The organism is Pseudomonas sp. EA_15y_Pfl1_P101, assembly GCF_963970835.1.
GTDB lineage: Bacteria > Pseudomonadota > Gammaproteobacteria > Pseudomonadales > Pseudomonadaceae > Aquipseudomonas > Aquipseudomonas tritici.
On record NZ_CAXAPA010000001.1, the window covers coordinates 416992 to 439523 of the forward strand.

At 59.5% G+C, this 22532-nt stretch carries 27 protein-coding genes and 1 pseudogene; 8 read left to right on the top strand and 20 right to left on the bottom strand.

Translation table 11 applies throughout. The features are described 5' to 3' along the window. Nucleotides 1–65: 65 nt before the first annotated feature. Nucleotides 66–884: a M48 family metallopeptidase gene (locus tag AACY36_RS01975; protein WP_339417550.1), complete on the bottom strand. Its 819-nt coding sequence runs from the start codon at nucleotides 882–884 to the stop codon at nucleotides 66–68. Nucleotides 885–2224: 1340 nt separating this feature from the next. Here AACY36_RS01975 and AACY36_RS28150 point away from each other — a divergent pair. Beyond that, nucleotides 2225–2407, top strand: a pseudogene (locus AACY36_RS28150) (HAMP domain-containing protein); the annotation flags it as partial. Nucleotides 2408–2521: 114 nt separating this feature from the next. Then, nucleotides 2522–3265 (top strand): methyl-accepting chemotaxis protein, encoded by a 744-nt coding sequence (locus AACY36_RS28155; RefSeq protein WP_370467845.1) that lies wholly within the window; start codon nucleotides 2522–2524, stop codon nucleotides 3263–3265. Between the two features lie 59 nt (nucleotides 3266–3324). Here the strand turns inward: AACY36_RS28155 and AACY36_RS01985 are convergent, their stop codons facing one another. The 3 genes from AACY36_RS01985 to AACY36_RS01995 are packed head-to-tail and all read right to left on the bottom strand — an operon-like array spanning nucleotide 3325 to nucleotide 4436. Then, nucleotides 3325–3945, bottom strand: a complete 621-nt coding sequence (locus AACY36_RS01985) for an SOS response-associated peptidase (protein WP_339417548.1) — start codon at nucleotides 3943–3945, stop codon at nucleotides 3325–3327. A gap of 36 nt (nucleotides 3946–3981) precedes the next feature. After that, complete coding sequence (locus tag AACY36_RS01990) at nucleotides 3982–4242, bottom strand: putative signal transducing protein (protein ID WP_003171843.1); 261 nt, start codon at nucleotides 4240–4242, stop codon at nucleotides 3982–3984. Nucleotides 4243–4253: 11 nt separating this feature from the next. After that, nucleotides 4254–4436 (bottom strand): CPXCG motif-containing cysteine-rich protein, encoded by a 183-nt coding sequence (locus AACY36_RS01995; protein ID WP_065875072.1) that lies wholly within the window; start codon nucleotides 4434–4436, stop codon nucleotides 4254–4256. A gap of 134 nt (nucleotides 4437–4570) precedes the next feature. Here AACY36_RS01995 and AACY36_RS02000 point away from each other — a divergent pair, with 134 nt between their 5' ends. Further along, the gene (locus tag AACY36_RS02000; protein ID WP_175402970.1) at nucleotides 4571–5734 is read left to right on the top strand and encodes a 1-acyl-sn-glycerol-3-phosphate acyltransferase; all 1164 of its coding nucleotides are present in this window, start codon (nucleotides 4571–4573) and stop codon (nucleotides 5732–5734) included. Between the two features lie 119 nt (nucleotides 5735–5853). Here AACY36_RS02000 and AACY36_RS02005 read toward each other — a convergent pair whose 3' ends face one another. Then, nucleotides 5854–6111, bottom strand: a complete 258-nt coding sequence (locus AACY36_RS02005) for a hypothetical protein (RefSeq protein WP_339427151.1) — start codon at nucleotides 6109–6111, stop codon at nucleotides 5854–5856. 183 nt (nucleotides 6112–6294) lie between these two features. Here AACY36_RS02005 and AACY36_RS02010 point away from each other — a divergent pair, with 183 nt between their 5' ends. Next, nucleotides 6295–6504 (top strand): hypothetical protein, encoded by a 210-nt coding sequence (locus AACY36_RS02010; RefSeq protein ID WP_049709958.1) that lies wholly within the window; start codon nucleotides 6295–6297, stop codon nucleotides 6502–6504. 54 nt (nucleotides 6505–6558) lie between these two features. Here AACY36_RS02010 and AACY36_RS02015 read toward each other — a convergent pair whose 3' ends face one another. After that, nucleotides 6559–7146, bottom strand: a complete 588-nt coding sequence (locus AACY36_RS02015) for a YajG family lipoprotein (protein ID WP_065875075.1) — start codon at nucleotides 7144–7146, stop codon at nucleotides 6559–6561. Nucleotides 7147–7340: 194 nt separating this feature from the next. On the opposite strand from AACY36_RS02015, the gene AACY36_RS02020 reads away from it, so the two are divergent. Continuing rightward, on the top strand, nucleotides 7341–7574 hold the full coding sequence (locus tag AACY36_RS02020) for a hypothetical protein (protein WP_065875076.1): 234 nt from the start codon (nucleotides 7341–7343) through the stop codon (nucleotides 7572–7574). Between the two features lie 726 nt (nucleotides 7575–8300). Continuing rightward, on the top strand, nucleotides 8301–9809 hold the full coding sequence (gene mqo, locus AACY36_RS02025) for a malate dehydrogenase (quinone) (RefSeq protein ID WP_339417541.1): 1509 nt from the start codon (nucleotides 8301–8303) through the stop codon (nucleotides 9807–9809). A 67-nt stretch (nucleotides 9810–9876) separates the two neighbouring features. Here mqo and AACY36_RS02030 read toward each other — a convergent pair whose 3' ends face one another. The 4 genes from AACY36_RS02030 to AACY36_RS02045 all read right to left on the bottom strand — a co-directional run bounded on the left by AACY36_RS02030 (nucleotide 9877) and on the right by AACY36_RS02045 (nucleotide 11867). Continuing rightward, entirely contained in the window at nucleotides 9877–10164 is a 288-nt protein-coding gene (locus tag AACY36_RS02030) for a PA4642 family protein (RefSeq protein ID WP_339417539.1), read from the bottom strand. 153 nt (nucleotides 10165–10317) lie between these two features. Further along, nucleotides 10318–10803 carry a hypothetical protein gene (locus AACY36_RS02035; protein ID WP_339417538.1) on the bottom strand — a complete coding sequence of 162 codons (486 nt, stop codon included), beginning with the start codon at nucleotides 10801–10803 and terminating at the stop codon, nucleotides 10318–10320. Nucleotides 10804–10838: 35 nt separating this feature from the next. After that, nucleotides 10839–11306 (bottom strand): WbuC family cupin fold metalloprotein, encoded by a 468-nt coding sequence (locus tag AACY36_RS02040; RefSeq protein WP_339417535.1) that lies wholly within the window; start codon nucleotides 11304–11306, stop codon nucleotides 10839–10841. Between the two features lie 3 nt (nucleotides 11307–11309). Then, nucleotides 11310–11867 carry a hypoxanthine-guanine phosphoribosyltransferase gene (locus AACY36_RS02045; protein ID WP_339417533.1) on the bottom strand — a complete coding sequence of 186 codons (558 nt, stop codon included), beginning with the start codon at nucleotides 11865–11867 and terminating at the stop codon, nucleotides 11310–11312. Between the two features lie 163 nt (nucleotides 11868–12030). On the opposite strand from AACY36_RS02045, the gene upp reads away from it, so the two are divergent. Further along, nucleotides 12031–12669 carry a uracil phosphoribosyltransferase gene (gene upp, locus AACY36_RS02050; RefSeq protein WP_049709966.1) on the top strand — a complete coding sequence of 213 codons (639 nt, stop codon included), beginning with the start codon at nucleotides 12031–12033 and terminating at the stop codon, nucleotides 12667–12669. A 2-nt stretch (nucleotides 12670–12671) separates the two neighbouring features. Continuing rightward, nucleotides 12672–13946, top strand: a complete 1275-nt coding sequence (locus AACY36_RS02055; RefSeq protein WP_339417532.1) for a uracil-xanthine permease family protein — start codon at nucleotides 12672–12674, stop codon at nucleotides 13944–13946. A 65-nt stretch (nucleotides 13947–14011) separates the two neighbouring features. Here AACY36_RS02055 and hisC read toward each other — a convergent pair whose 3' ends face one another. The 10 genes from hisC to AACY36_RS02105 all read right to left on the bottom strand — a co-directional run bounded on the left by hisC (nucleotide 14012) and on the right by AACY36_RS02105 (nucleotide 22241). Continuing rightward, on the bottom strand, nucleotides 14012–15064 hold the full coding sequence (gene hisC, locus AACY36_RS02060) for a histidinol-phosphate transaminase (RefSeq protein WP_339427152.1): 1053 nt from the start codon (nucleotides 15062–15064) through the stop codon (nucleotides 14012–14014). A gap of 3 nt (nucleotides 15065–15067) precedes the next feature. Beyond that, a complete protein-coding gene (hisD, locus tag AACY36_RS02065) occupies nucleotides 15068–16387 on the bottom strand; it encodes a histidinol dehydrogenase (RefSeq protein WP_339417530.1) in 1320 nt (439 codons plus the stop codon). Between the two features lie 376 nt (nucleotides 16388–16763). Then, entirely contained in the window at nucleotides 16764–17399 is a 636-nt protein-coding gene (hisG, locus tag AACY36_RS02070) for an ATP phosphoribosyltransferase (protein WP_049709970.1), read from the bottom strand. Between the two features lie 165 nt (nucleotides 17400–17564). Beyond that, nucleotides 17565–18830: a UDP-N-acetylglucosamine 1-carboxyvinyltransferase gene (gene murA / locus AACY36_RS02075; protein ID WP_339417528.1), complete on the bottom strand. Its 1266-nt coding sequence runs from the start codon at nucleotides 18828–18830 to the stop codon at nucleotides 17565–17567. A gap of 23 nt (nucleotides 18831–18853) precedes the next feature. Next, nucleotides 18854–19093 (bottom strand): BolA family protein, encoded by a 240-nt coding sequence (locus AACY36_RS02080; RefSeq protein ID WP_049709972.1) that lies wholly within the window; start codon nucleotides 19091–19093, stop codon nucleotides 18854–18856. A 113-nt stretch (nucleotides 19094–19206) separates the two neighbouring features. Further along, a complete protein-coding gene (locus tag AACY36_RS02085) occupies nucleotides 19207–19512 on the bottom strand; it encodes an STAS domain-containing protein (RefSeq protein ID WP_339417525.1) in 306 nt (101 codons plus the stop codon). Next, nucleotides 19509–20156: an MlaC/ttg2D family ABC transporter substrate-binding protein gene (locus AACY36_RS02090; protein WP_339417524.1), complete on the bottom strand. Its 648-nt coding sequence runs from the start codon at nucleotides 20154–20156 to the stop codon at nucleotides 19509–19511. Before AACY36_RS02090 ends, AACY36_RS02085 begins: the two co-directional genes overlap by 4 nt. A gap of 11 nt (nucleotides 20157–20167) precedes the next feature. After that, nucleotides 20168–20635, bottom strand: coding sequence for an outer membrane lipid asymmetry maintenance protein MlaD (gene mlaD, locus AACY36_RS02095; protein ID WP_012722246.1), 468 nt, complete (start codon nucleotides 20633–20635; stop codon nucleotides 20168–20170). Continuing rightward, entirely contained in the window at nucleotides 20635–21432 is a 798-nt protein-coding gene (gene mlaE / locus AACY36_RS02100) for a lipid asymmetry maintenance ABC transporter permease subunit MlaE (protein WP_339417522.1), read from the bottom strand. Before mlaE ends, mlaD begins: the two co-directional genes overlap by 1 nt. Beyond that, nucleotides 21432–22241 (bottom strand): ATP-binding cassette domain-containing protein, encoded by an 810-nt coding sequence (locus AACY36_RS02105; RefSeq protein WP_339417520.1) that lies wholly within the window; start codon nucleotides 22239–22241, stop codon nucleotides 21432–21434. Before AACY36_RS02105 ends, mlaE begins: the two co-directional genes overlap by 1 nt. Nucleotides 22242–22532 lie beyond the last annotated feature (291 nt).

Sequence of the window (22532 nt, forward strand, 5' to 3'; positions counted from 1 at the left end):
CAAGCTGCAAGCTGCAAGACGGTAGCAGTACCTTTTCTTGCAGCTTGAAGCTTGCCGCTAAAACCCTAAGACTTCCTGGCCTGCTGGTAAAGCGGCATCACCTTCGGAATCGCCGCCTGCAACGAGGCAATCCGGCTGTCGGAAGCCGGGTGAGTACTCATGAACTCCGGCGGTGCGCCTTCCGAAGCCTTGGCCATTTTGTTCCACAGCGTGATGGCCGCGTTCGGGTTGTAGCCGGCGCGGGCCGACAGTTCCAGGCCGATCAAGTCCGCTTCGTTTTCATTGCTGCGGCTGTTGGGTAAGGTCATGCCGTAGTTGGCGACCGTGTCGGCCAGTGCCAGGCTGTCCTGGCCGAGGCCGAACAACGCACCGGCGCCCTGCTTGGCAATCTCGATCCCGTAGGCCTTGGACATGGCTTCGCGGCCATGCTCACGCAAGGCGTGGGCGATTTCATGGCCCATCACGGCGGCCAGTTCGTCATCCGTGAGCTTGAGGTTATCGATCAACCCGCTGTACACGAAGATCTTGCCGCCAGGCCCACAGTTGGCGTTCATCTCGTCGCTCTTGATCAGGTTCACTTCCCACTTCCACTGCGCAGCATCGGGGCGGAAGGTCGGCGCCTGGGCGATCAAACGCTTGGCAATGGCCTGCACGCGCTTGGCGTTGGCACTGGTCTTGTCCAACTGGCCTTTGCTGCTGGCTTCGCCCAACGTCTGCTGGTAGGACTGGGCATACATCTGGTCGACTTCCTGGCTCGACAGCATGCTGAACATGTACTGCTTGCGCTCCACTCCAACGGCACCGCCGCTGGTGGTATTGACCGACTGACACCCGGCCAGCAGCATCGCTGCAACCAAACCACTTATCACCAATGACTTCTTCATGAACACTCTCCCTGAAAATACGCCCTGAAACATGGCGCGTATCGTAGGCGCACATTTGTATCTGCGCCAGATACACCAGACGTGTAACTAACGATTTTCGGATACATCTCACCTATCCCATCAACGGCGGCGGGCATTCCATTCGCGACACCCCTGACATTTTTGTCGGAAAAATGCTCATGCCCAACGCGGCCGTGGCCGATACAAAAAGGCGGACCCTCCCCTCAGTGCCCGGAGCTTTTATGAAATTCAAGTCGATTCAATTTTCTGTCGCGGCACTGGCTGGCGCTATTGTCCTGAGTGTGGTCGCAGTGCTGGTGCTTTACGCCTTGTTTGCCGGCGCGCGAACCCAGGCGATGGTGCAGGAGCGCACCCAGGCTCAGTTCGAACAGATCGTCGAGCAACGCCTCACCGCCCTGGCGCACACCCAGGCCACGTTGATCCAGCGTGAGCTGGAAGCCCCGCTGGTGACTGCCAAGAGCCTGTCCACCGCCAACGCCCTGCTCGGCATGAAAGACGCTAATGGCGAACCTGCCCTGCAGGTCGGACGTGAACAATTGATCAACCTGCTGCATGAAACCGTGGTGCGCAACCCGAAGATCCTCGGTGCCTACATTGGCTGGGAGCCCAATGCCATTGATCACAACGACACGGCCTACGTGAACAGCCCCATTCTTGGCATAGGCGCAGACGGACGTTTCCTGCCGTGGTGGTACCGCAACGCGGATGGCAGCCTGGGCCTGGATAAACTCGCTGACGTGGCCGACCAGAAAATCCTCTCCACCGGGGTGCGTGCCAGCGAGTACTACCTGTGCTCCAGGGAAAGCAAAAAAGCCTGCGTCATCGACCCGGCCCCTTACAAGGTGGGCAATGCGATGGTGATGCTGGCTTCTTTTATCGAGCCGATCCTGATCGACGGCACCTTCCAGGGCATCGTCGGTGCCGATCTCTCGGTCAATTTCATCCAGGACATGCTCACCAGCGCCGATCAGAAACTCTACGACGGTGCCGGTGAACTGGCACTGATCTCCAGTAACGGACGCCTTGTGGCCTATACCAAGGACGCCAGCAAACTCGGCGAAAAAGCCAGCGACCTGCTCGACGGCAACGAACTGGCCAACCTCGGCCAACTCAAAGCCGGTGAAGTGCGCTACGACATCGACCGGGAACACGGGCATATCGAGCTGTTCCTGCCCTTCAGCATCGGCCAGACCGACGCGCGCTGGACCTTGATGATGCAGTTGCCCCTGGGCGCAGTGATGGCCGACTCGCAGAAATTGCAAAGCGACCTGGAAGCCCAGCGCAAGACCGATATCTTCGGCATGACCATTGCCGGCCTAATGATCGCCGGTGCCGGCTTGCTGGTGATCTGGCTGGTGGGCCACGGCATCGCCCGCCCCCTCAAGCAAATGGTGGCCATGCTCAATGACATCGCCCAGGGCGAAGGCGACCTGACGCGGCGCCTGGCCAGCGATCGCGCCGATGAACTGGGCGCGATCGCCAACGGCTTCAACACCTTCCTGATCAAGCTGCAAGGCATGATCACCCAGGTGGTGAGTTCAGTGCAGAAGGTCAGTGACTCGTCGGAGCACACCGCTGACATTGCGATTCGCACCAACCAGGGCGTGCATAAACAAATGGTGGAAATCGACCAGGTGGCCACCGCCGTGCATGAGATGACTGCCACTGCGCAAGACGTTGCGCGCAATGCCACCCAGGCCGCGCAAGCCGCCAGCCATGCCGATCAGGCCGCGAGCCAGGGCATGCGCATTGTGCGCGACACTTCGATCTCGATTGGCGCGCTGGCCGCAGAAATTGGCAAGGCAGTGGGCGTGGTGCAAACCCTGGCCAAGGACAGCGAGAACATCAACGCCATCCTCACCGCGATTCGCGGTATCGCCGAGCAGACCAACCTGCTGGCGCTCAATGCTGCAATCGAGGCGGCACGTGCTGGCGAGCAAGGCCGAGGTTTCGCCGTAGTCGCTGACGAAGTGCGCAACCTGGCGCAGAAGACTCAAAAAGCCACTGAAGAAATCCAGACCATGATCCAGCAGTTGCAACAAGGCACGCGGGACGTGGTACGGGTGATGGAGGACAGCCAAAGCCGCACCGATGAAAGCGTGCAACACGCGGCGAAGGCGGCCGAAGCGCTGGAAACCATCACCCAGGCGGTGTCGGTGATCAACGACATGAACACCCAGATCGCCAGTGCGGCCGAAGAGCAGAGCGCGGTGGCAGAGGACATCAATCGTAACGTGATCAACATCGGCCAGGTGGCCAATGAAGTGGCGGGCGGCGCGGATGAATCCAGCGCGGCCAGTGCGGATTTGACCAAGCTGGCGGAGCAGCAGCGGCGCTTGATCAATCAGTTCAAGGTTTAGGGATCTGCGGCGGGCTTGCTCGCGAACAGACCAGTGAAAGCAACAGATAGCCAATAGGCTCAAGCCGGGGTCAAGCACTCCGGCCCATTGAGCTTCGGATCATTGACCATGTTGGCCAGCACCCGCTCGCGCAACGCGGTGGGCTCACTGGCCAGTAAAGCCTGCAACACCGGCAGCGGTGTTTCGGGATTGAGCCAGGCCGCCTGCCCCGCCGCATCAAGGATCAGCGGCCGACGCTGACTCTGCGCAGCCTGGGTCACCACCGCGGTGCTCAGCCACACCTGTTCCTGCACCGGATACGCTTCCCAGATCGCGGCAAAAAACAAAGTGGAACCCTCTCCTGGCGTCAGCCAGTACGGACGCTTGCGCTGGGTGCCGCGCCATTCGTAGAACCCATTGGCCGGCAGCAGGCAACGGCGCAGGCGGAACGCTTCGCGAAACATCGGTTGTTCGGCCAGGGTTTCGGCGCGGGCATGGGCCGGCGTGCGCGAAAGGTCGGTCAGCCAGGGCGGTGTCAGGCCCCAGCGGGCCCGCGCCAGGGTGAGCTGGCCGTCGGTGGTGCGCTGGATCAGCACCGAATCGTTCGGGGAGATGTTCCACTGGGCCTGCTGGTCGGCCGGGAAACCCGGCAAGGCAGCAAAAGCGGGGTTCCAGCGAAACAGGGCATAACGTCCACACATGGGGCAACATGACTCTTGGGTAAACCGACCGACAGCCTAACAGACCAGCACGTCGGGGAAGCTGTCAGGTTCATCACCCGGCAGGGGTTGCGCGCCGATGTAGGCGGTGATCAGCTCACGCGCGTCAACGGCCCGGTCGTTGTCCACCTCCAGGCCCAGCAGGCCGAAGATGGGCAGTTCGCCAGTGCCGCCGAGCAAATGCCGGCCCACCAGGTGGGCCTCGATACCTTCGCTGGCGAGCATCTGTTGCAGCAGCTCGCCTTCCATCAGGTTTTCCGGTTCGTAGATTCGCTGCATGGGCGTACCTGTCATTCGTTTTCGCTACGGGTTTCGAGCATCCACTCGTCACCATGCACCTGCAGATTGAAACTGATTGGCCGGCAACACACCTGACAGTCTTCTATATACGTCTGATCGCCGCCGGACAAATCCACCGTTGTCTCGACCTCTTCACCACAATAAGGACAATCGTACGTCGCAGTTTCCAGCATCGCAGCCTCCAAGGTGACTTGTGCGTATAATCGCCGGTCTATTTACAGGGTTATAATTTCGGCTGAGCCCATTACTCAGGCCGCACCCTGGCATTTCCTTTACTTACCCTAGCCGTTTCTAACAAGAGAGCATGATGGGCGAATTCGATACCATCCGACCTTACAACGACAGCGAAGTCCCGGCAGTGCTGGCACGCCTGTTCAGTGACAAGGCCTTTCTGGACATCCTGACCCACTTCCGCTTCCCGCGCTTTGCCGGCGCCCTGGGCTGGCTGCTCAAGCCGATGATCGCCCGCAAACTGCGCCGTGAATTCGCCGGCGTCACCACCGTTGCTACGCTGCAGGACAAAGTCGAGTACTACGTCGACCACACTATTGACCGGGCGACCGACGGTGTGACCTACACCGGCGTCGAGCAGCTCAAGTCCGGCACCGCCTACCTGTTCCTCGCCAACCACCGCGATATCGTGATGGACCCGGCCTTCGTCAACTACGCCGTGTACCACGCCGGCCTGCCGACGCCGCGTATCGCCATCGGCGACAACCTGCTGCAAAAGCCGTTTGTCAGCGACCTGATGCGCCTGAACAAGAGCTTTATCGTGCACCGCTCGATCACCGGGCGAAAGGAAAAGATGGCGGCATTCAACCTACTGTCAGCCTACATCAACCATTCGATCCGCAACGACTGCCAATCGATCTGGATTGCCCAGGCCGAAGGGCGCGCCAAGGATGGGGATGACCGCACCGAGTCGGCGATCCTCAAGATGTTCCACGTCAGCCGCAAGGATGAGCCGTTTGCCGAGGTCATCCAGTCGTTGAACCTGACGCCGGTGTCGATCAGCTACGAGTACGACCCGTGCGATACCGCCAAGGCTCGCGAGCTTTACATCCGCGCCACCACCGGCACCTACAGCAAGGCGCCGGGCGAGGATGACGTGAGCATCGCCCTTGGCATCACGGGCTACAAGGGGCGGGTGCACATCAACTTCGCACCGCCGATCACCGAGCGTTTCGAAGACACCAAGCTGCTGGCCGTGGAAATGGACCGGCAGATTCTCGGCGGTTACCGGCTGTTCCCGGTGCATTACCTGGCGTATGCCCAATGGAGCGACGCCGACCCGCAATTGCAGGTGCCGACGGCGGCCGAGGTATTCCCGGCCGACGAACTGGCCAAGGCGAAAGCAGAATGGGAGCGGCGCTTGAACGAGTGCCCGGCCGAGCACCGACCGTTCCTGGTGGTGCAATACGCCACGCCGGTGCGTAATCAGTATCGGGTCAAGGCCGGCATACCTTTGTAATACAGACCAAAAATGTGGGGGTAGGCTAGCTCGCGAAGGCGGTTAGTCAGTCAATCATGTGTTGACTGACACTCCGCCTCCGCGAGCCAACCCACCCCCACATGTGTTCTGCGCCGTAATTACAAATGGGTACTGAGCCAGGAAATAACCAGCGCCATCCCCAGGCAGGCAAACCCAACACGGTAAGCCACCCGATGCGCGCGCTCGGTGCACACATCCAGAAACAGCATCGGCTGGTCGATGGTGCGGTCTTGGCTTTTCGCGGTCAGGTCGGCCATCGCGCGTTGTTCGCGCAGGCGGGTGATGAACAACAGTGCCGCTCCCGGGCACGCTACCGCTAACGCTACAACATTGATCAGTAGTGCGGACAGCGCCATGGCGAACCTCAGTGGAACAGTGTCTTGGTATCAGCTCAGTTACCAACCTGAACGATAGTGGCGTCCGGCGCCTGAAATGCTCCCTCCCCCATTGACGTCTAATGTATCCAGTAATTTACGGCGTCACCTGAACGTCACCTTAACAGTCCACTCTGTTGCCCTTTGACGCCTCAGGAGCTTGTCATGTTGCACGCGCAAAACCAGGATCGGCTGTATCTGGTCGCCCAAAGCGATGAGCAGGAAGCGCTGATCGGCGGCCTGGCTTTCAACGTCCAGGATCGCCACTGGCTGGTGTATTGCGCCCTTGGCGGGCACCAGCATGCGGACCTTCCGGAGACCGATCTGTTAACGGGGGTGAGCCTGCTGGACTTCTGCATCGACACCGCCGCGTGAAACAGGAGGCGAAAAAAAACCGGACTCAACTGAGCCCGGTTTTTTAACAATCGTTTATTGCGCGCTGAGCAACGAACCGATGCTTGGGTCTTTGAACAGTCGGGTCAAGGCGTCACTCAGGACGTCGCTGACCAACTTGGTATTGGTTTCCTGGTTCGGCGACATGCCGAAACGCTGGTTCAGGGAGGCGCCGTAGCGACCGCTGTAGCGACGGGTACCGGCGGTGACGTCAGACTTGAACGTCGCACCGATGGAAGCTTCGGTCACGTACAGCCCGTCCTTAGGCGATTGATACTTCAATTCAGCCAGGGTGATCGTCAATTGCGGAGCACCCGGTGCATTGGCGCTCGGGGTGAAACCCAGCAAGCGCACGGCGGCTTCAGCCTGGGCCTGCAGCTTGGGCAGTACGTCTTGAGCGTTCACCGAGATCAGAGCGGTTTCCGGGTACAGGCCGCCGCGTGAGCCGAGCGTAGGCGATGGACGACCATCCACCACCCGCACCGACACCGCCTGGCCGTGGCCCACCGGGGCCAGCTGCGTGGTGAGTTTCGGTTCCGGGGTCAGTTGTTGCGGGCTGTTGGCGCAGCCCACCAGGGTCAAACTGGTCACAGTGATCAAACCGAACAACAGGCGTTGCAACATGCGCTTCTCTCCAGAAATCAGGATCCGACAGGCCGGCAGTATAGCGGGGCGCCACTGCGGGGAACTAGCATCAGTTACAACCTGTGACCCCACGTGTGGAGCGCGGTTCGCTGTCACCAAGATGTCACACCCGTTACATGGGCTCGTCATCCAGCGCAGGCATGCTTGGCCTCAATCTCAGGAGGTCAATCGTCATGCAGTTTCTTTGGTCATTGTTTACGCGCAAGCCGGCCCTTCGTCAGTTCGCCCTGCTCGATGCACAAGGTCGTTGCCAGGCCTTCAAAGAGTGCTGCCAGCCGCCCGTAGGCGACGGCTGGGTAGAAATCGATGAGATTCGCCTGAGCTGGATGCATCACCCACTGCCCGCTCGCGCCCGCGTCAGCCCACGCCCAGCGCGGTCGTCACGGCACCAGCCGTTGGCTGCCTGACCGAACGCCTAATAAAAGTCATAAAACACGCCCATTTCCCCAGCGTTCTTCGCTACAATCTCCCCCCGATTATAAGGACGTCTCCTGATCGGGCCTCGCAGCATCGTTAATGCCTCGGTATTAACCCCAAGAATCGCCCACAGAGAGCCGCCCACACAGATCGAGTGAAGCTGGCGCGCTTGCTGTTTTCTTTGCAAACCACCCGTCTTTACCGAATCTGCCAGAGCTGCCATTGCGCTCGGCCACTTGAGTTGTTTGCCCGTTTTGCCGCATGTCGGCAAGGTTTTCCGGGCCAGGTGCCAGGCTGGGGCAGCCCTTTTTTGAGGTTCACGTCTTCAAAAGAGCGTGAAAAAACGGGTTTTCACAACTTCACAAGAGTGTGGCGAGCAAATGAATAGTTTGGCGTTTGTACAAGCACCATCAGCGTCTGGAACAGCCCAACCACACAGGACCGAGTACGCCTTAAAAATCGGAGCTTGAGCCTGTCCGCTACGGATTGATTGCACGAATCACACGCTTTGACCATAAGTCGAATTGCCACAGGCGCCCATGAATGCGTTCATAGGCAGATTAGCCCGGTAGGAAGCGTGTGCTGAAGTTGCAAAGAATTGCGAAACGGACATGGCGATCCTGGCCATGGGTAACCTGGGGCAACACGTGAACCGCCCCGTCACTCCTGGCAGCCATGCCGTCAATTTGGTGCTGCAGATTTTGGAGACGCGTTAAATGGCGCATAACGAAGCAGTCGACGTAGTACTGGTAGGGGCCGGCATCATGAGTGCCACTCTGGCCGTACTGCTCAAAGAGCTCGACCCCGGCCTCAAGCTGGAAGTCGTTGAGCTGATGGATTCGGGTGCCGCGGAGAGTTCCAACCCGTGGAACAACGCCGGTACCGGCCACGCCGGGCTGTGTGAGCTGAACTACACACCGCAGGCTGCCGATGGCTCCATCGACATCAAGAAAGCCGTGCACATCAACACCCAGTTCGAGGTGTCGAAACAGTTCTGGGCGTACTTGACCAAAAAGGGCACCTTTGGCTCGTCCAAGTCTTTTATCAGTCCGGTGCCGCACCTGAGCTTCGTGCAGGGCGAAAAAGGCGTGTCCTTCCTCAAGAAGCGCTTTGAAACCCTCAGCCAGCACCACGCGTTTTCGGACATGCACTACACCGAAGACCGTAGCGAGATGGCCGATTGGATGCCACTGATGATGCCAGGCCGCCCGCTCGACGAAAAAATCGCGGCGACCCGTGTCATGAACGGCACCGACGTCAACTTCGGCGCGCTGACCAACCAACTGCTCAGCCACCTGACCAGCTCGGCAGACGCCCAGGTCAAGTACAGCAAGCGCGTGACCGGCCTCAAGCGCAACGGCGCGGGCTGGACCGTAAGCATCAAGGACGTCAACAGCGGCAACAGCCGTGAAGTGGACGCCAAGTTCGTGTTCCTCGGCGCCGGTGGCGCGGCGCTGCCGCTGCTGCAAGCCTCGGGTATCGAAGAAAGCAAAGGCTTTGGCGGCTTCCCGGTCAGCGGCCAGTGGCTGCGTTGCGACAACCCGGAAGTGGTCAAGCACCACCAGGCCAAGGTCTACAGCCAGGCCGCCGTGGGTTCGCCGCCAATGTCCGTGCCGCACTTGGACACTCGCGTAGTGGAGGGCAAAAAGTCCCTGCTGTTTGGGCCCTATGCCGGCTTCACCACCAAGTTCCTCAAGCACGGTTCGTTCCTTGACCTGCCACTGTCGGTTCGCGCCGGCAACATTGGCCCGATGCTCGCCGTGGCCCGCGACAACATGGACCTGACCAAGTACCTGGTCAGCGAAGTGATGCAGTCGATGGAACAGCGCCTGGAATCCCTGCGCCGCTTCTACCCGCAAGCCAAAGCCGAAGACTGGCGCCTGGAAGTGGCCGGCCAACGGGTGCAGATCATCAAGAAAGACCCGAAAAAAGGCGGCGTGCTGCAATTCGGCACCGAACTGGTCGCGGCCAAAGACGGCTCGCTCGCGGCACTGCTGGGCGCGTCCCCGGGTGCTTCGGTGACCGTTTCGATCATGCTCGACCTGATCGAGCGCTGCTTCCCGGCCAAGGCTGCCGGAGAGTGGGCGGCCAAGCTGCACGAGATCTTCCCGGCGCGGGAAAAGGTCCTGGAAACAGATGCCGAGCTGTATCGCAAGATCAATGAGCAGAACAACATCAGCCTGGAACTGGTTGAGCCTGCTGCCGAGACCGAGAGCTACGCTTGAGGCTTTAAGGCAATAAAAACGCCCCGCTCTCGGTATGAGAACGGGGCGTTTTTTATTGCCTGGAGAATCAACCGCGAGCGTTGTTGATCAACTCGATGTACTCGTCTGCGTGACGCTGGTCCTTGATCAGGTCGACGAAGGTCAGGCCATGCTCATCCTTGCCGTCCAGGTCCAGACCGGCTTCCTTGAAGAAACCCAGGAAGCGCTCAAAGTCGTCGATACGCAGGCCACGGTAGGCCTTGATGAGTTTATGCAGGGACGGGGAAATCGCGTCAACCGGCTCGAAGTCGAGGAACAACTTGATCTGATCGTCGCCAATCTCGTCACCAATCACCTGTTTCTTATCTTTACGCATTACCGACTCCAGCCTGCAGACATTTACACGGGGTTTGAAGTCTACCTGTGAGACGCAGGCTTCGGAAGCAGCGCAGACCCCATGTGGGAGCGGGCTTGCTCGCTCCCACATGGGGTCTGCGCTGCTTCCCACATTTGGACATCAGTGTTCTCGCTATCGAGCGCGAACGGCGCCGGTATGCAAATCCGCCCAGATATGCCCATTGGCATAACTCAGGAACTGCACGTAGACCGTGTCATTGCGCAGCAGGTCGACGATCACTCGATACTGGGCCACCGGGTAGGACAACGTCAGGGTCTTGCTCTTGTCGTCGTAGACCGGCTTTTTCAGGCTTTTGCTTTCGGCATCGAAGTTGAGCACCACCTGGCTGATGGTCGCCCCCTTGTTCAGGGACTTGCCCTTGAGGCGGATCATCAGCGGCGAGGTCACCGGGATCGGTTGCTGGCTGGATTGGCGCTGATTGCCCACCACTACCGCGTACTCGGTGACTTGCAGCAATTGCTGCTGGTCAGGGGCTTCGGCGCGCAAGGTCAGGTCGTCGGAGGGCAGGAATTGGCTGTGCAACGGCGCAGGCGCGGCGGCCAGCGGCAAACTGAGGGTCAACGCCAGGGCGGCGCAAGTACGTATCAACAGGTTCATGGGCCGCTCCGTGCGAGATAGCCCAGCACTGTAGCTCAATCGAACTGGGCAAGCATCCAACGTTGATACGCGGCCACGCCAGCCTCGCCTTCACGCGGCGCCCAATTGGCCAGCTCACCCTCGCCTACCGGACGATAAGGTCCGGCTTTGCACTCGAACATCACCGTGTCAGGCTCCAGCACCACCAAACCGTGAAACACACCGGGTGGCAGATCGACACCCGCGCATTCGCCCCCCGCCTGCATGACGCGCTTGGCCAGCACCTCGCCGGTTTCGCTGAACACCAGCAGACCCAGGCGGCCCTGAAGCACGAGCAAGGTTTCCGCCTTGTCCGCACTCAGGTGCCGATGCGGCGGCACATAAGTGCTGGGTTGCAGGCCCACGGCCAGACGATGGCACGGCTCTTCCATCTGGTGGAAATTGTGATGGTGCCGGCCACGGGGGCTGGCGCCCGCTTTCTCAGCCAATTCGGCAAACAGCGTTTGATCAAGAAAGCGGGTCATGGCTTACATCCCTTTGACGGCGTAGATCCCATTGGCGTTGCGCCAGTAGCCTTTGTAGTCCATGCCATAACCGAAGATGTAGCGGTCGATGCACGGCAGGCCAACGAAATCGGCTTTCAGCTCTGGGCGGGCCTTACGATCGTGGTCTTTGTCGATCAGCACGGCAGTGTGCACTTTTCGCGCGCCAGCGTGCTTGCAGAAGTCAATGATCGCGCCGAGGGTGTGACCTTCGTCGAGGATGTCGTCGATGATCAGCACGTCGCGGTCGATGAACGAGACTTCCGGCTTGGCTTTCCAGAACAGGTCGCCGCCGGTGGTTTCGTTGCGATAGCGGGTGGCGTGCAGGTAGGACGCTTCAAGCGGGAATTGCAGGTGGGTGAGCAATTTGCCAGCGAAGATCAGACCACCGTTCATCACGCAGAAAACCACCGGGTTGGTGTCAGCCATTTCGCGGGTGATGTGCGCGCCGACCTTGGCGATCGCCTCTTCGACTTGCGCTTCGGTGTACAGGCAGTCAGCCTCGCGCATGATTTGACGGATATGCTCGAGATCAGCGGACATGGCGCTCTCCAAGGGGTGCTGTGGCAAGAAAAGCGGGCGAAGGTACGCTTCTCGTGCGCTCCGGGCAAGCCTTAATGGACTAACGTGCTAGATGTCTATAGGACAACACCCTCGGATAGATTAATCTAGGCCGGTTTTTTTGCCCGCCGCCGGAGCCATTCCCATGCCCACTCGCGAGATCCGCCATCCGCTGATCCGACACAAGCTCGGCCTTATGCGCCGCGCCGACATTAGCACGAAGAACTTCCGTGAGCTTGCTCAGGAAGTCGGAGCGTTGCTGACTTACGAAGCCACTAAAGATTTACCCCTGGAAACCTACGACATCGAAGGTTGGGCCGGTACCGTGCAGGTCGAGAAAATCGCCGGTAAGAAAATCACCGTCGTGCCGATCCTGCGCGCCGGTATCGGCATGCTCGAAGGCGTACTCAGCCTGATCCCGGGCGCCAAGGTCAGCGCCGTGGGCGTGGCCCGCAATGAAGAAACCTTGCAGGCCCACACCTACCTGGAAAAACTGGTGCCGGAAATCAACGAGCGCCTGGCGATGATCATCGACCCGATGCTCGCCACCGGCAGTTCCATGGTCGCCACCATCGACTTGCTGAAAAAAGCCGGTTGCAAGGACATCCGCGCCATGGTGCTGGTGGCCGCGCCCGAAGGCATCGCCGCCGTCGAGAAGGCCCACCCGGACGTGCAGATCTACACCGCGTCCATCGATGAGCGCCTGAATGAACACGGCTACATCATCCCAGGCCTAGGCGATGCCGGTGACAAGATCTTCGGTACCAAGCAGAAGGACGGTTGAGCATGCAGGATGAATTCAACGACCCGCTTTGGCGCCAGATCCTGTCTGGCGCACAAATGCTCTTCGTGGCATTTGGCGCGCTGGTGTTGATGCCGCTGATCACAGGTCTTGATCCAAACGTTGCACTGTTCACCGCGGGCCTGGGCACGTTGTTGTTCCAGGTGGTGACAGGGCGGCAGGTGCCGGTCTTTCTGGCGTCGAGCTTTGCCTTCATTACTCCGATCATTCTCGCCAAAAGCCAGTTCGGCCTCGCGGCGACCATGGGCGGGGTAATGGCGGCCGGTTTCGTCTATACCTTCCTCGGGCTCGCGGTGAAGATCAAGGGCACCGGTTTCATCGACCGGCTGCTGCCGCCGGTGGTGATCGGGCCGGTGATTATCTCCATCGGCCTGGCCATGGCGCCGATTGCTGCCAACATGGCGATGGGGAAATCCGGCGACGGTGCCGAGCTGATTCATTACCAGACAGCAATGATGATCTCGATGCCGGCGCTGCTGACCACGTTGATCGTGGCGGTGTTCGGCAAGGGCATCTTCCGCTTGGTGCCGATCATCTCCGGCGTGTTGGTCGGTTTTGCCATGGCGTTCTATTTTGGTGTGGTCGACACAGCAAAGATCGCCGCCGCCCCCTGGTTCGCCCTGCCCCACTTCACCGCGCCTGAGTTCAACTGGCAGGCGATCCTGTTTATCATCCCGGTGGCCCTGGCCCCGGCGATCGAGCATATCGGCGGTGTGATTGCAGTCGGCAGCGTGACCGGTCGTGACTACCTGAAAAAGCCGGGCCTGCACCGTACCCTGCTGGGTGACGGCATTGCCACCACGGCCGCGGGCCTGTTTGGCGGCCCGCCGAACACCACGTACGCCGAAGTGACAGGCGCGGTGATGCTGACCAAGAACTACAACCCGAAGATCATGACCTGGGCGGCGGTGTTTGCCATCAGCCTGGCGTTTATCGGTAAGTTCGGCGCACTGCTGCAGAGCATTCCGGTGCCAGTGATGGGCGGGATTCTGTGCCTGCTGTTCGGTTCGATTGCCGCAGTGGGGATGAACACGCTGATCCGCCACAAGATCGACCTGGGCGAAGCGCGCAACTTGGTGATTGTGTCGGTGACGTTGGTGTTCGGGATTGGCGGTGTGCTGGTCGGCACGGGCACCGGCCCGGATGATTTCGGCCTGAAGGGTATCGCCCTGTGTGCGGTGGTAGCGATTGGTTTGAACCTGCTGCTGCCGGGCAATGATGGCTGGAAGAACAAGAAGCCGGATGAGCCGTTGCTCTAGCTAACACCGCAAAACCAAATGTGGGAGCAAGCCCGCTCCCACATTTTTTTGACCCTCAGTGTGGCTTACAGCTCACCAAGCCCATCAATCAGCGCCTGGTTCTGCTCCGGCGTACCGATGCTGATCCGCAGAAACTGGGCAATCCGCGCCTGTTTGAAGTGCCGCACGATCACACCCTGCTCACGCAACTTGGCCGCTAGGCCTGCGGCGTCATGTTGAGGGTGGCGAGCAAAGATAAAGTTGGCCGCCGACGGCAACACTTCAAAACCTTTTGCCTCCAGCTGCGCAACCACCTTGTCGCGGCTGTCGATGACCAACTGGCACGTCTTCTCGAAGTACTCACGGTCCTCGAACGCTGCCGCCGCGCCGACAATCGCCAAGCGATCCAGCGGATAAGAGTTGAAGCTGTTCTTGACCCGCTCCAGCGCCTCGATCAGGTCCGGGTGGCCCACGGCCAGGCCCACGCGCAAACCGGCCAGTGAGCGCGATTTGGACAGCGTCTGGGTAACCAGCAGGTTCGGGTAGCGATCCACCACGCTGATCGCGGTTTCGCCGCCGAAGTCGATATAAGCTTCATCCACTACGACCACCGAGTCCGGGTTGGCCTTGAGGATCTGCTCCACCGCGTCCAGCGCCAGCACGCAGCCAGTCGGCGCGTTCGGGTTGGGGAAGATGATCCCGCCGTTGGGCCTGGCGTAATCCGCCACGCGAATCTGGAACTGTTCGTCCAGCGGCATCGGGTCGGACTTGATGCCGTAGAGGCCGCAGTAAACCGGGTAGAAGCTGTAGCTGATATCCGGAAACAACAGCGGTAGTTCGTGCTGGAACAGGCCGTTGAAAATGTGTGCGAGGACTTCATCGGAACCGTTACCGAGGAAGACCTTACTGGCGTCGATCGCGTAATGCTTGGCCACGGCCTGCTTGAGCAGGTCGCTGTTGGGGTCCGGGTACAGGCGTAGGTTGTCGTTCAGCTCGGCCTGCATCGCGGCCAACGCCTTGGGCGACGGGCCGTAGGGGTTTTCATTGGTGTTGAGCTTGACCAGCTTGGTCAGCTTCGGTTGTTCGCCAGGCACGTAGGGCACGAGGTCCTTGACGAAGGGACTCCAGAATTTGCTCATGTCTCAGTTCCCCTCTTCAAGGATGCGGTATTCAGCACTGCGGGCGTGGGCACTCAGGGATTCACCACGAGCCAGCACCGAGGCGGTCTTGCCGAGCTCGGACGCACCCTGCGGTGAGCAGAAGATGATCGACGAACGCTTCTGGAAATCGTACACGCCCAGTGGCGATGAGAAACGCGCGGTGCCGGAGGTCGGCAGCACGTGGTTCGGGCCTGCGCAATAGTCACCCAGCGCTTCGCTGGTGTGGCGCCCCATGAAGATCGCACCGGCGTGGCGAATCGATGGCAACCAGGCTTGTGGGTCGACCACGGACAACTCCAAGTGCTCCGGCGCGATACGGTTGGCCACTTCGATGGCTTGCTCCATGTCGCGCACCAGGATCAGCGCGCCACGGCCATTGATCGATTTCTCGATGATCTCGGCACGCTCCATGGTCGGCAGCAGCTTATTGATACTCGCGGCAACGTTGTCGAGGAACTCGGCGTCCGGGCTGACCAGGATCGCTTGAGCGTCTTCGTCGTGCTCGGCCTGGGAGAACAGGTCCATGGCGATCCAGTCCGGATCGGTCTGGCCGTCGCATACCACGAGGATTTCCGATGGGCCGGCGATCATGTCGATACCGACCTGGCCAAACACGTGACGCTTGGCGGTGGCGACGTAGATGTTGCCGGGACCAACCACCTTATCGACCTTCGGCACGCTTTCGGTGCCATAGGCCAGGGCGGCAACGGCTTGCGCGCCACCGATGGTGAAAACGCGGTCGACGCCGGCAATGCAGGCGGCGGCCAATACCAGCTCGTTGATTTCACCGCGCGGTGTTGGCACGACCATGACCACTTCGGTCACGCCCGCCACTTTGGCCGGGATCGCGTTCATCAATACCGACGATGGGTACGACGCCTTACCGCCCGGCACGTAAAGGCCGGCGCGGTCCAGTGGCGTGACCTTCTGGCCCAGTACAGTGCCGTCTGCCTCGGTGTAGCTCCAGGAGTCTTGCTTCTGCTTTTCGTGATAGCTGCGCACCCGCGTTGCCGCCACTTCCAGGGCTTCTCGCTGTGGCGCGGTGATACGCGTCAGCGCCAACTCCAGGCGTTCGCGGGGCAGGATCAGGTCGGACATGGACTTGACGTCCAGCCCGTCAAACTGGCGAGTGAAGTCCACCAACGCCGCATCGCCGCGCTCGCGAACAGCCTTGATGATGTCGAGCACCCGCACGTTGACCGAGTCGTCGGACACGCTTTCCCAGCTCAGCAGATGATCCAGATGATGGGCGAAATCCGGATCGGCAGCGTTGAGTCGGGCAATTGCAGTGGACGTGGTCATAGCGAGGGCCTCATTGGATTGGCAAAAACTCACGCGCCCGAAGGTGCGCTGACGTTCAATAACGAAGCGCGTTGGTACTGTGGTTGTGCCAGGCAAGGCGCGGGACGCTGGTAAGGGTTGTTTCCTTACCAAGTCCCGCAACGCAGCATGGCGCAACCACAGTGCCAACCCGCAGGGCCTTACCTAAAAGGCAGACTGCTACGCGTCGCTAATTATTGAAAAAGAATCTTCTACTAACATAAGTTGCCTTTTGGGGTAAGGCGCGATTCGTTATTGAACGTCAGCGCACCTTCCCAGCAGTCGATCCGCTTGGGCACCTGAGAACTCTGGCTATGAGGCGGATAGACGGGCGCAGCCTTTCAGCTACGCGGGTAAGTCAACCGCGGTGTCGCGACTCCACTGCTTTGCGCAGGGTGTCGATCAACGCCTGGATACGGGCGTGCTGCATCTTCATCGACGCTTTGTTTACGACCAGGCGAGAGCTGATATCGGCAATGAATTCCTGGGGCTCGAGGCCGTTGGCACGCAGGGTGTTGCCGGTGTCGACCACGTCGATGATTTTGTCGGCCAGGCCGATCAGCGGCGCCAACTCCATCGAGCCGTAGAGCTTGATGATGTCGACCTGACGGCCTTGTTCGGCGTAGTAGCGCTTGGCAACGTTGACGAACTTAGTGGCCACGCGCAGGCGGCCCTTGGGCTCGACGTCACCGACGCGCCCGGCGGTCATCAGCTTGCACAGCGCAATACGCAGGTCCAACGGCTCGTACAGGCCCTGGCCACCGTATTCCATCAGCACGTCTTTACCGGCGACACCCAAGTCGGCCGCGCCATGTTCAACATAGGTCGGCACGTCAGTAGCCCGCACGATCAACAGGCGAACATCGTCCTGGGTCGTGGGAATGATCAGCTTGCGGCTCTTGTCCGGATTTTCGGTCGGCACGATGCCCGCTTCAGCCAGAAGCGGCAACGTGTCGTCAAGGATACGGCCCTTGGACAGTGCGATGGTCAACATGGAAGCGTCAGTCCTTCATCTGGCTATTGCTGTCCGGGCACAAACGGCGCCAGACACAGATCGAGGCCATTACAGCCTCGATTTGAAACAAGTTCAGCATACCGCCTATTCAGCGGCAATCATCTTGTAGTGAGCGGGCTTGCCCCGCTCACTACAAGCCCGGAACTAGCCCGGTACGCGGCGGATTTTAGCGCCGAGCATCTGCAGTTTTTCTTCGATGCACTCGTAGCCACGATCTATGTGGTAGATGCGGTCGATCAGAGTGTCGCCTTCAGCAATCAGCGCCGAGATCACCAGGCTCGCCGAAGCCCGCAGGTCAGTCGCCATGACTGGCGCGCCCTTGAGTTTCTCGGTACCGGTAACGATGGCGGTGTTGCCTTCAACCTGGATCTTGGCGCCCATGCGGTGCAGTTCATACACGTGCATGAAGCGGTTTTCGAAGATGGTCTCGATCACGGCACCGGTGCCTTCAGCAATGGCGTTCAAGGAGATGAACTGCGCTTGCATGTCGGTCGGGAACGCCGGGTACGGAGCGGTACGTACGTTGACGGCCTTAGGACGCTTGCCGTGCATGTTCAGCTCGATCCAGTCTTCACCGGTGGTGATTTCTGCGCCAGCTTCGCGCAGTTTTTCCAGGACCGCTTCCAGGATGGTCGGATCGGTGTCCTTGACCTTGACGCGGCCACCGGTAACAGCAGCAGCAACCAGGTAGGTACCGGTTTCGATGCGGTCCGGCATGACCTTGTAGGTGGTCGTGTGCAGGCGCTCAACACCGTCAATGGTGATGGTATCAGTGCCGGCGCCGGAGACCTTGGCACCCATAGCGTTCAGGAAGTTCGCCAGGTCGACGACTTCAGGCTCACGGGCGGCGTTTTGCAGCACGCTACGGCCTTTGGCCAGGGCTGCGGCCATCATGATGTTCTCGGTACCGGTCACACTGACGGTATCAAAGAAGAAGCTGGCGCCACGCAGGCCTCCTTCAGGCGCCTTGGCCTTGATGTAGCCGCCTTCGACGTCGATGGTCGCGCCCATGGCTTCGAGGCCACGGATGTGCAGGTCGACCGGACGCGAACCAATGGCGCAACCACCAGGCAATGCCACTTCAGCTTCGCCGAAACGGGCAACCATCGGGCCGAGCACCAGGATCGACGCACGCATGGTTTTCACCAACTCGTACGGGGCGATCAGGGTCTTGATGGTGCGTGGGTCGATTTCGACGGACAGCTTCTCGTCGATCACCGGCTCGATGCCCATGCGACCGAACAGTTCGATCATCGTGGTGATGTCGTGCAGGTGTGGCAGGTTGGCCACGGTGACCGGGCCATCGCACAGCAGGGTCGCTGCCAGGATCGGCAAGGCGGAGTTTTTTGCACCGGAGATGCGGATCTCGCCATCAAGACGGGCACCGCCGGTAATAATCAATTTATCCATAAGAATCTCGACGCCTTGGGGGCTCAGGTGCGCTCGGCCCAGGCCGCGCGGCTGAAAAATTTCATAGTGACCGCATGGATGCTGCCATCGGTGATCCACGGGTTCAAATGGGCATAGATCTGCTGCTGACGCTTGACCGGGCTAAGTGCCGCCAGTTCATCGCTAATCACATTCAGCTGGAAGTTGCAGCCTTCGCCTTCGACTTCAACACTCGTTTCGGGCAGCTTTCCTTCAAGGAAGCTTTTAACTTCTAGGGCCTGCATGATCAACCTCTATCGGCGCCCAGTGCGCGCGGGTCGCACATCATACAAAAAAGCCCCGCGCCTGCGAACCCCGCATAGCAGGACTCTGACGGGGGCTTCTCTAATAATGTGTATTAAGGATGCGCCAACAACTCGGTCAGCTCGGAAACTTCGGCAATTTCGCGCATGTCTTCGGGCATCGCACGGATGCTAAACGGCTTATTAACCGCTTCGGCGTCACGCATAAAGCACAACAGCAGCGACAAACCAACGCTGCTGGACTTGGTCACACCCGAACAATCCAGCACCAGTGCAGGCGCAGCGCTGGTGTTGATCAGTGCCTGGCCCTGCTTGCGCAGGTCAGGCCCGGTGCGGTAATCCAGCACGCCGCTGATGAAGAGCTCGCCGGCGTCGCCGAGACGAACAGCCGACTCGGTCATTGTGCGGGCGTCCCGGCAGTTTTATCGGTTTCTTCCTTGGCCTTGGCCACTTCACCGGCCCAACCATTGATGGTTTTGTCCAGGTCATTGCCATTGCGTTGCATGGCATCAGAGAACTGATCACGGAATAGCTTGCCGATGTTGATGCCATTGATGATCACGTTCCGCAGCTTCCACTCGCCGTTGACCTTCTCCAGCGTGTACTGCACAGGGTAGACAGCGCCATTGTTGCCCTTGACGCTCATGTTCACGCTGGTGCGATCACCTGATTCATCCCCGGCTGGAGCGACGGTAATACCCTGGTTGTTGTACTCAAGCAGCGCGTTACCGTAGAACTGGAACAGGCCTTTCTTGAAGTTTTCCTGAAAGGTCTGCATCTGCGCCGGGGTAGCCTTGCGCGAGTACTTGACCGTCATGATGCTGCGGGAAATGCCTTCGGCATCCACAACAGGACCGACAATAGTATTGAGCGCGCTGTAGAACTGACTTGGATCTTGTTTGTACTTTTCTTTGTTGGCCGACAGGTCAGCCAACATCTTGTTGGTTGTGTCCTGCACCAATTCGTGCGCAGAACCTGCTGCGTTGGCCATCAACGGCAGCGCTGCAAGCAGTACCAGGAGGCCACGTCGCAAGGTAGAGATCATGTACAGATTCCTCATTTAGCGTCTTTATTGACCGTATTAAGCAGGAATTTACCGATCAGGTCTTCAAGCACCAGCGACGACTGTGTGTCGTGGATTGTCGAACCATCCTTGAGCAGAGCTGATTCCCCGCCCACGCTGACACCGATGTATTTCTCGCCCAGCAAACCCGCAGTGAGGATAGATGCAGTGGAGTCAGTTGGCAGGTTATCCACCTTCTTATCCAGCTGCATGGTCACTCGCCCGGTGAAGCTGTCGCGGTCCAGATCGATTGCCGTGACCTTGCCGATGGTCACACCGGCCATGGTCACTTTAGCTCTGACCGTCAAACCGGCGATATTGTCGAAGTACGCGTAAAGTTTATAAGTATCGGCGGTAGGGCTGGCCGAAAGGCCGCTGACTCGCAGGGCCAACAACAATAAAGCCAGGATGCCAGCCAGCAAGAAAAGGCCTACACCGATTTCCACAGTGCGGTTTTGCATCAGAAATCTCCAAACATCAAGGCGGTCAAAATGAAGTCAAGGCCCAGTACAGCCAGCGAGGCGTACACAACGGTCTTGGTGGTGGCGCGACTGATCCCTTCTGAAGTGGGCTCACAGTCGTAGCCTTGGAATACGGCGATCCAGGTCACTACAAAAGCGAAGACGATGCTCTTTATGATGCCGTTGAGCACGTCACCGCTGAAGGTGACGCTGTTTTGCATGTTGCCCCAGTAGGAGCCGTCATAGACGCCCAACCAGTCAACCGCGACCCACGAACCGCCCCATATACCCACCACGCTGAAAATCATCGCCAGCAGAGGCAGTGAAATGAAGCCGGCCCACAGGCGCGGCGCAACGATGTACTTGAGCGGGTCCACGCCGATCATTTCGAGGCTGGACAATTGCTCGGTGGACTTCATGTTGCCGATTTCGGCGGTCAACGCAGAACCCGCGCGGCCCGCAAACAGCAAGGCAGTGACCACCGGCCCCAGCTCGCGCAAGAGCGTCAGCGCGACCATCTGCCCAACGGCCTGCTCCGAACCGTAGCCGGAAAGGATATTGAACCCCTGCAACGCCAACACCATGCCGATGAAAATCCCGGAAACCACAATAATTACCAGGGACATCACGCCGACTGAGTGCAGTTGCTTGATCAACAGGCCAAAACCGCCGCCAATGCCACCACGGCCGAGCAAGGCGTGGAACAGGAAGATTGTCGAACGCCCCAGCACTTCGACCATATCGATGCCGGAGCGACCGAAAAGGCGCACCTTCTCGAGTAAAGATGTCTTGCGCATCAACGCTTCCCCAGAAGATCTGAGCGGTAATCCGTTGCCGGAAAGTGAAAAGGCACAGGGCCATCAGGGTCGCCGGTCATGAATTGGCGAATACGCGGATTGTCTGCATTCATCAGTTCTTCAGGCGTGCCCTGCCCCAGCACCTGGCCATCGCCTACTACATAGAGGTAATCGGCAATGCTCGCGGTTTCTGCAAGATCGTGGGAAACCACGATGCTGGTGATACCCAGCGCATCGTTGAGCAGGCGGATCAGACGCACCAGCACGCCCATGGCGATAGGGTCCTGGCCGACGAAAGGTTCGTCGTACATGAGGATCTGCGGGTCGAGGGCAATGGCGCGCGCCAGGGCGACCCGACGCTTCATGCCACCGGACAGTTCGTCGGGCATCAGGTCGGTGGCGCCGCGAAGGCCTACGGCCTGCAGTTTCAGCAACACGATGTCACGAATCATTTCGTCGGACAGCTGCGTGTGCACCCGCAGCGGAAAGGCCACATTCTCGAAAACATCGAGATCGGTGAACAATGCACCGCTCTGGAACAGCACACCCATGTGCTTGCGTGCGTCGAACAGATCGCTGCGCGACAATGTCGGCAGGTTCTGGCCGTTGACCCACACTTCACCGGCACTGGGCCGCAATTGCATGCCCATCAGGCGCAACAGGGTGGTCTTGCCACAACCGGAAGGCCCCATGATGCCCGTGACCTTGCCGCGCGGAATGCGGATATCGATGTTATTGAAGATGCTGCGCGTCCCGCGCTTGAAGGTCAGTCCCTTCAGCTCGACCGCGTAGGCGTTATCGGCACTCATCTAAACTCCTTGGGATGCAGCCTCTCACTCAGACACCATGCTTGCGACAAACGTTTGCAATGATTGTGCAATAGTTGACCATATGGGCTGGGCGGACCGAACTGGCGGCGAACTATATCACTGCTGGTACGAGGCGCCCAAGGCCGGAACAGCGCTTGTTCAGATTAAGGACAGGGAAAAAACGTTGCTTCAGATGAATCTCAAGCGCGTCGCGAACAAACCCTGACGAACTTGCGTGAGGGAATTGATCATTACCGTTATAATCGCCGACTTTTCGTCAGGCTATACGAT

Bases quoted from the DNA above. Each gene is read 5' to 3' on its own strand.
- AACY36_RS01975 (WP_339417550.1), bottom strand. From the start codon at position 884: ATGAAGAAGTCATTGGTGATAAGTGGTTTGGTTGCAGCGATGCTGCTG.
- AACY36_RS28155 (WP_370467845.1), top strand. From the start codon at position 2,522: ATGGTGGAAATCGACCAGGTGGCCACCGCCGTGCATGAGATGACTGCC.
- AACY36_RS01985 (WP_339417548.1), bottom strand. From the start codon at position 3,945: ATGTGTGGACGTTATGCCCTGTTTCGCTGGAACCCCGCTTTTGCTGCC.
- AACY36_RS01990 (WP_003171843.1), bottom strand. From the start codon at position 4,242: ATGCAGCGAATCTACGAACCGGAAAACCTGATGGAAGGCGAGCTGCTG.
- AACY36_RS01995 (WP_065875072.1), bottom strand. From the start codon at position 4,436: ATGCTGGAAACTGCGACGTACGATTGTCCTTATTGTGGTGAAGAGGTC.
- AACY36_RS02000 (WP_175402970.1), top strand. From the start codon at position 4,571: ATGGGCGAATTCGATACCATCCGACCTTACAACGACAGCGAAGTCCCG.
- AACY36_RS02005 (WP_339427151.1), bottom strand. From the start codon at position 6,111: ATGGCGCTGTCCGCACTACTGATCAATGTTGTAGCGTTAGCGGTAGCG.
- AACY36_RS02010 (WP_049709958.1), top strand. From the start codon at position 6,295: ATGTTGCACGCGCAAAACCAGGATCGGCTGTATCTGGTCGCCCAAAGC.
- AACY36_RS02015 (WP_065875075.1), bottom strand. From the start codon at position 7,146: ATGTTGCAACGCCTGTTGTTCGGTTTGATCACTGTGACCAGTTTGACC.
- AACY36_RS02020 (WP_065875076.1), top strand. From the start codon at position 7,341: ATGCAGTTTCTTTGGTCATTGTTTACGCGCAAGCCGGCCCTTCGTCAG.
- mqo (WP_339417541.1), top strand. From the start codon at position 8,301: ATGGCGCATAACGAAGCAGTCGACGTAGTACTGGTAGGGGCCGGCATC.
- AACY36_RS02030 (WP_339417539.1), bottom strand. From the start codon at position 10,164: ATGCGTAAAGATAAGAAACAGGTGATTGGTGACGAGATTGGCGACGAT.
- AACY36_RS02035 (WP_339417538.1), bottom strand. From the start codon at position 10,803: ATGAACCTGTTGATACGTACTTGCGCCGCCCTGGCGTTGACCCTCAGT.
- AACY36_RS02040 (WP_339417535.1), bottom strand. From the start codon at position 11,306: ATGACCCGCTTTCTTGATCAAACGCTGTTTGCCGAATTGGCTGAGAAA.
- AACY36_RS02045 (WP_339417533.1), bottom strand. From the start codon at position 11,867: ATGTCCGCTGATCTCGAGCATATCCGTCAAATCATGCGCGAGGCTGAC.
- upp (WP_049709966.1), top strand. From the start codon at position 12,031: ATGCCCACTCGCGAGATCCGCCATCCGCTGATCCGACACAAGCTCGGC.
- AACY36_RS02055 (WP_339417532.1), top strand. From the start codon at position 12,672: ATGCAGGATGAATTCAACGACCCGCTTTGGCGCCAGATCCTGTCTGGC.
- hisC (WP_339427152.1), bottom strand. From the start codon at position 15,064: ATGAGCAAATTCTGGAGTCCCTTCGTCAAGGACCTCGTGCCCTACGTG.
- hisD (WP_339417530.1), bottom strand. From the start codon at position 16,387: ATGACCACGTCCACTGCAATTGCCCGACTCAACGCTGCCGATCCGGAT.
- hisG (WP_049709970.1), bottom strand. From the start codon at position 17,399: ATGTTGACCATCGCACTGTCCAAGGGCCGTATCCTTGACGACACGTTG.
- murA (WP_339417528.1), bottom strand. From the start codon at position 18,830: ATGGATAAATTGATTATTACCGGCGGTGCCCGTCTTGATGGCGAGATC.
- AACY36_RS02080 (WP_049709972.1), bottom strand. From the start codon at position 19,093: ATGCAGGCCCTAGAAGTTAAAAGCTTCCTTGAAGGAAAGCTGCCCGAA.
- AACY36_RS02085 (WP_339417525.1), bottom strand. From the start codon at position 19,512: ATGACCGAGTCGGCTGTTCGTCTCGGCGACGCCGGCGAGCTCTTCATC.
- AACY36_RS02090 (WP_339417524.1), bottom strand. From the start codon at position 20,156: ATGATCTCTACCTTGCGACGTGGCCTCCTGGTACTGCTTGCAGCGCTG.
- mlaD (WP_012722246.1), bottom strand. From the start codon at position 20,635: ATGCAAAACCGCACTGTGGAAATCGGTGTAGGCCTTTTCTTGCTGGCT.
- mlaE (WP_339417522.1), bottom strand. From the start codon at position 21,432: ATGCGCAAGACATCTTTACTCGAGAAGGTGCGCCTTTTCGGTCGCTCC.
- AACY36_RS02105 (WP_339417520.1), bottom strand. From the start codon at position 22,241: ATGAGTGCCGATAACGCCTACGCGGTCGAGCTGAAGGGACTGACCTTC.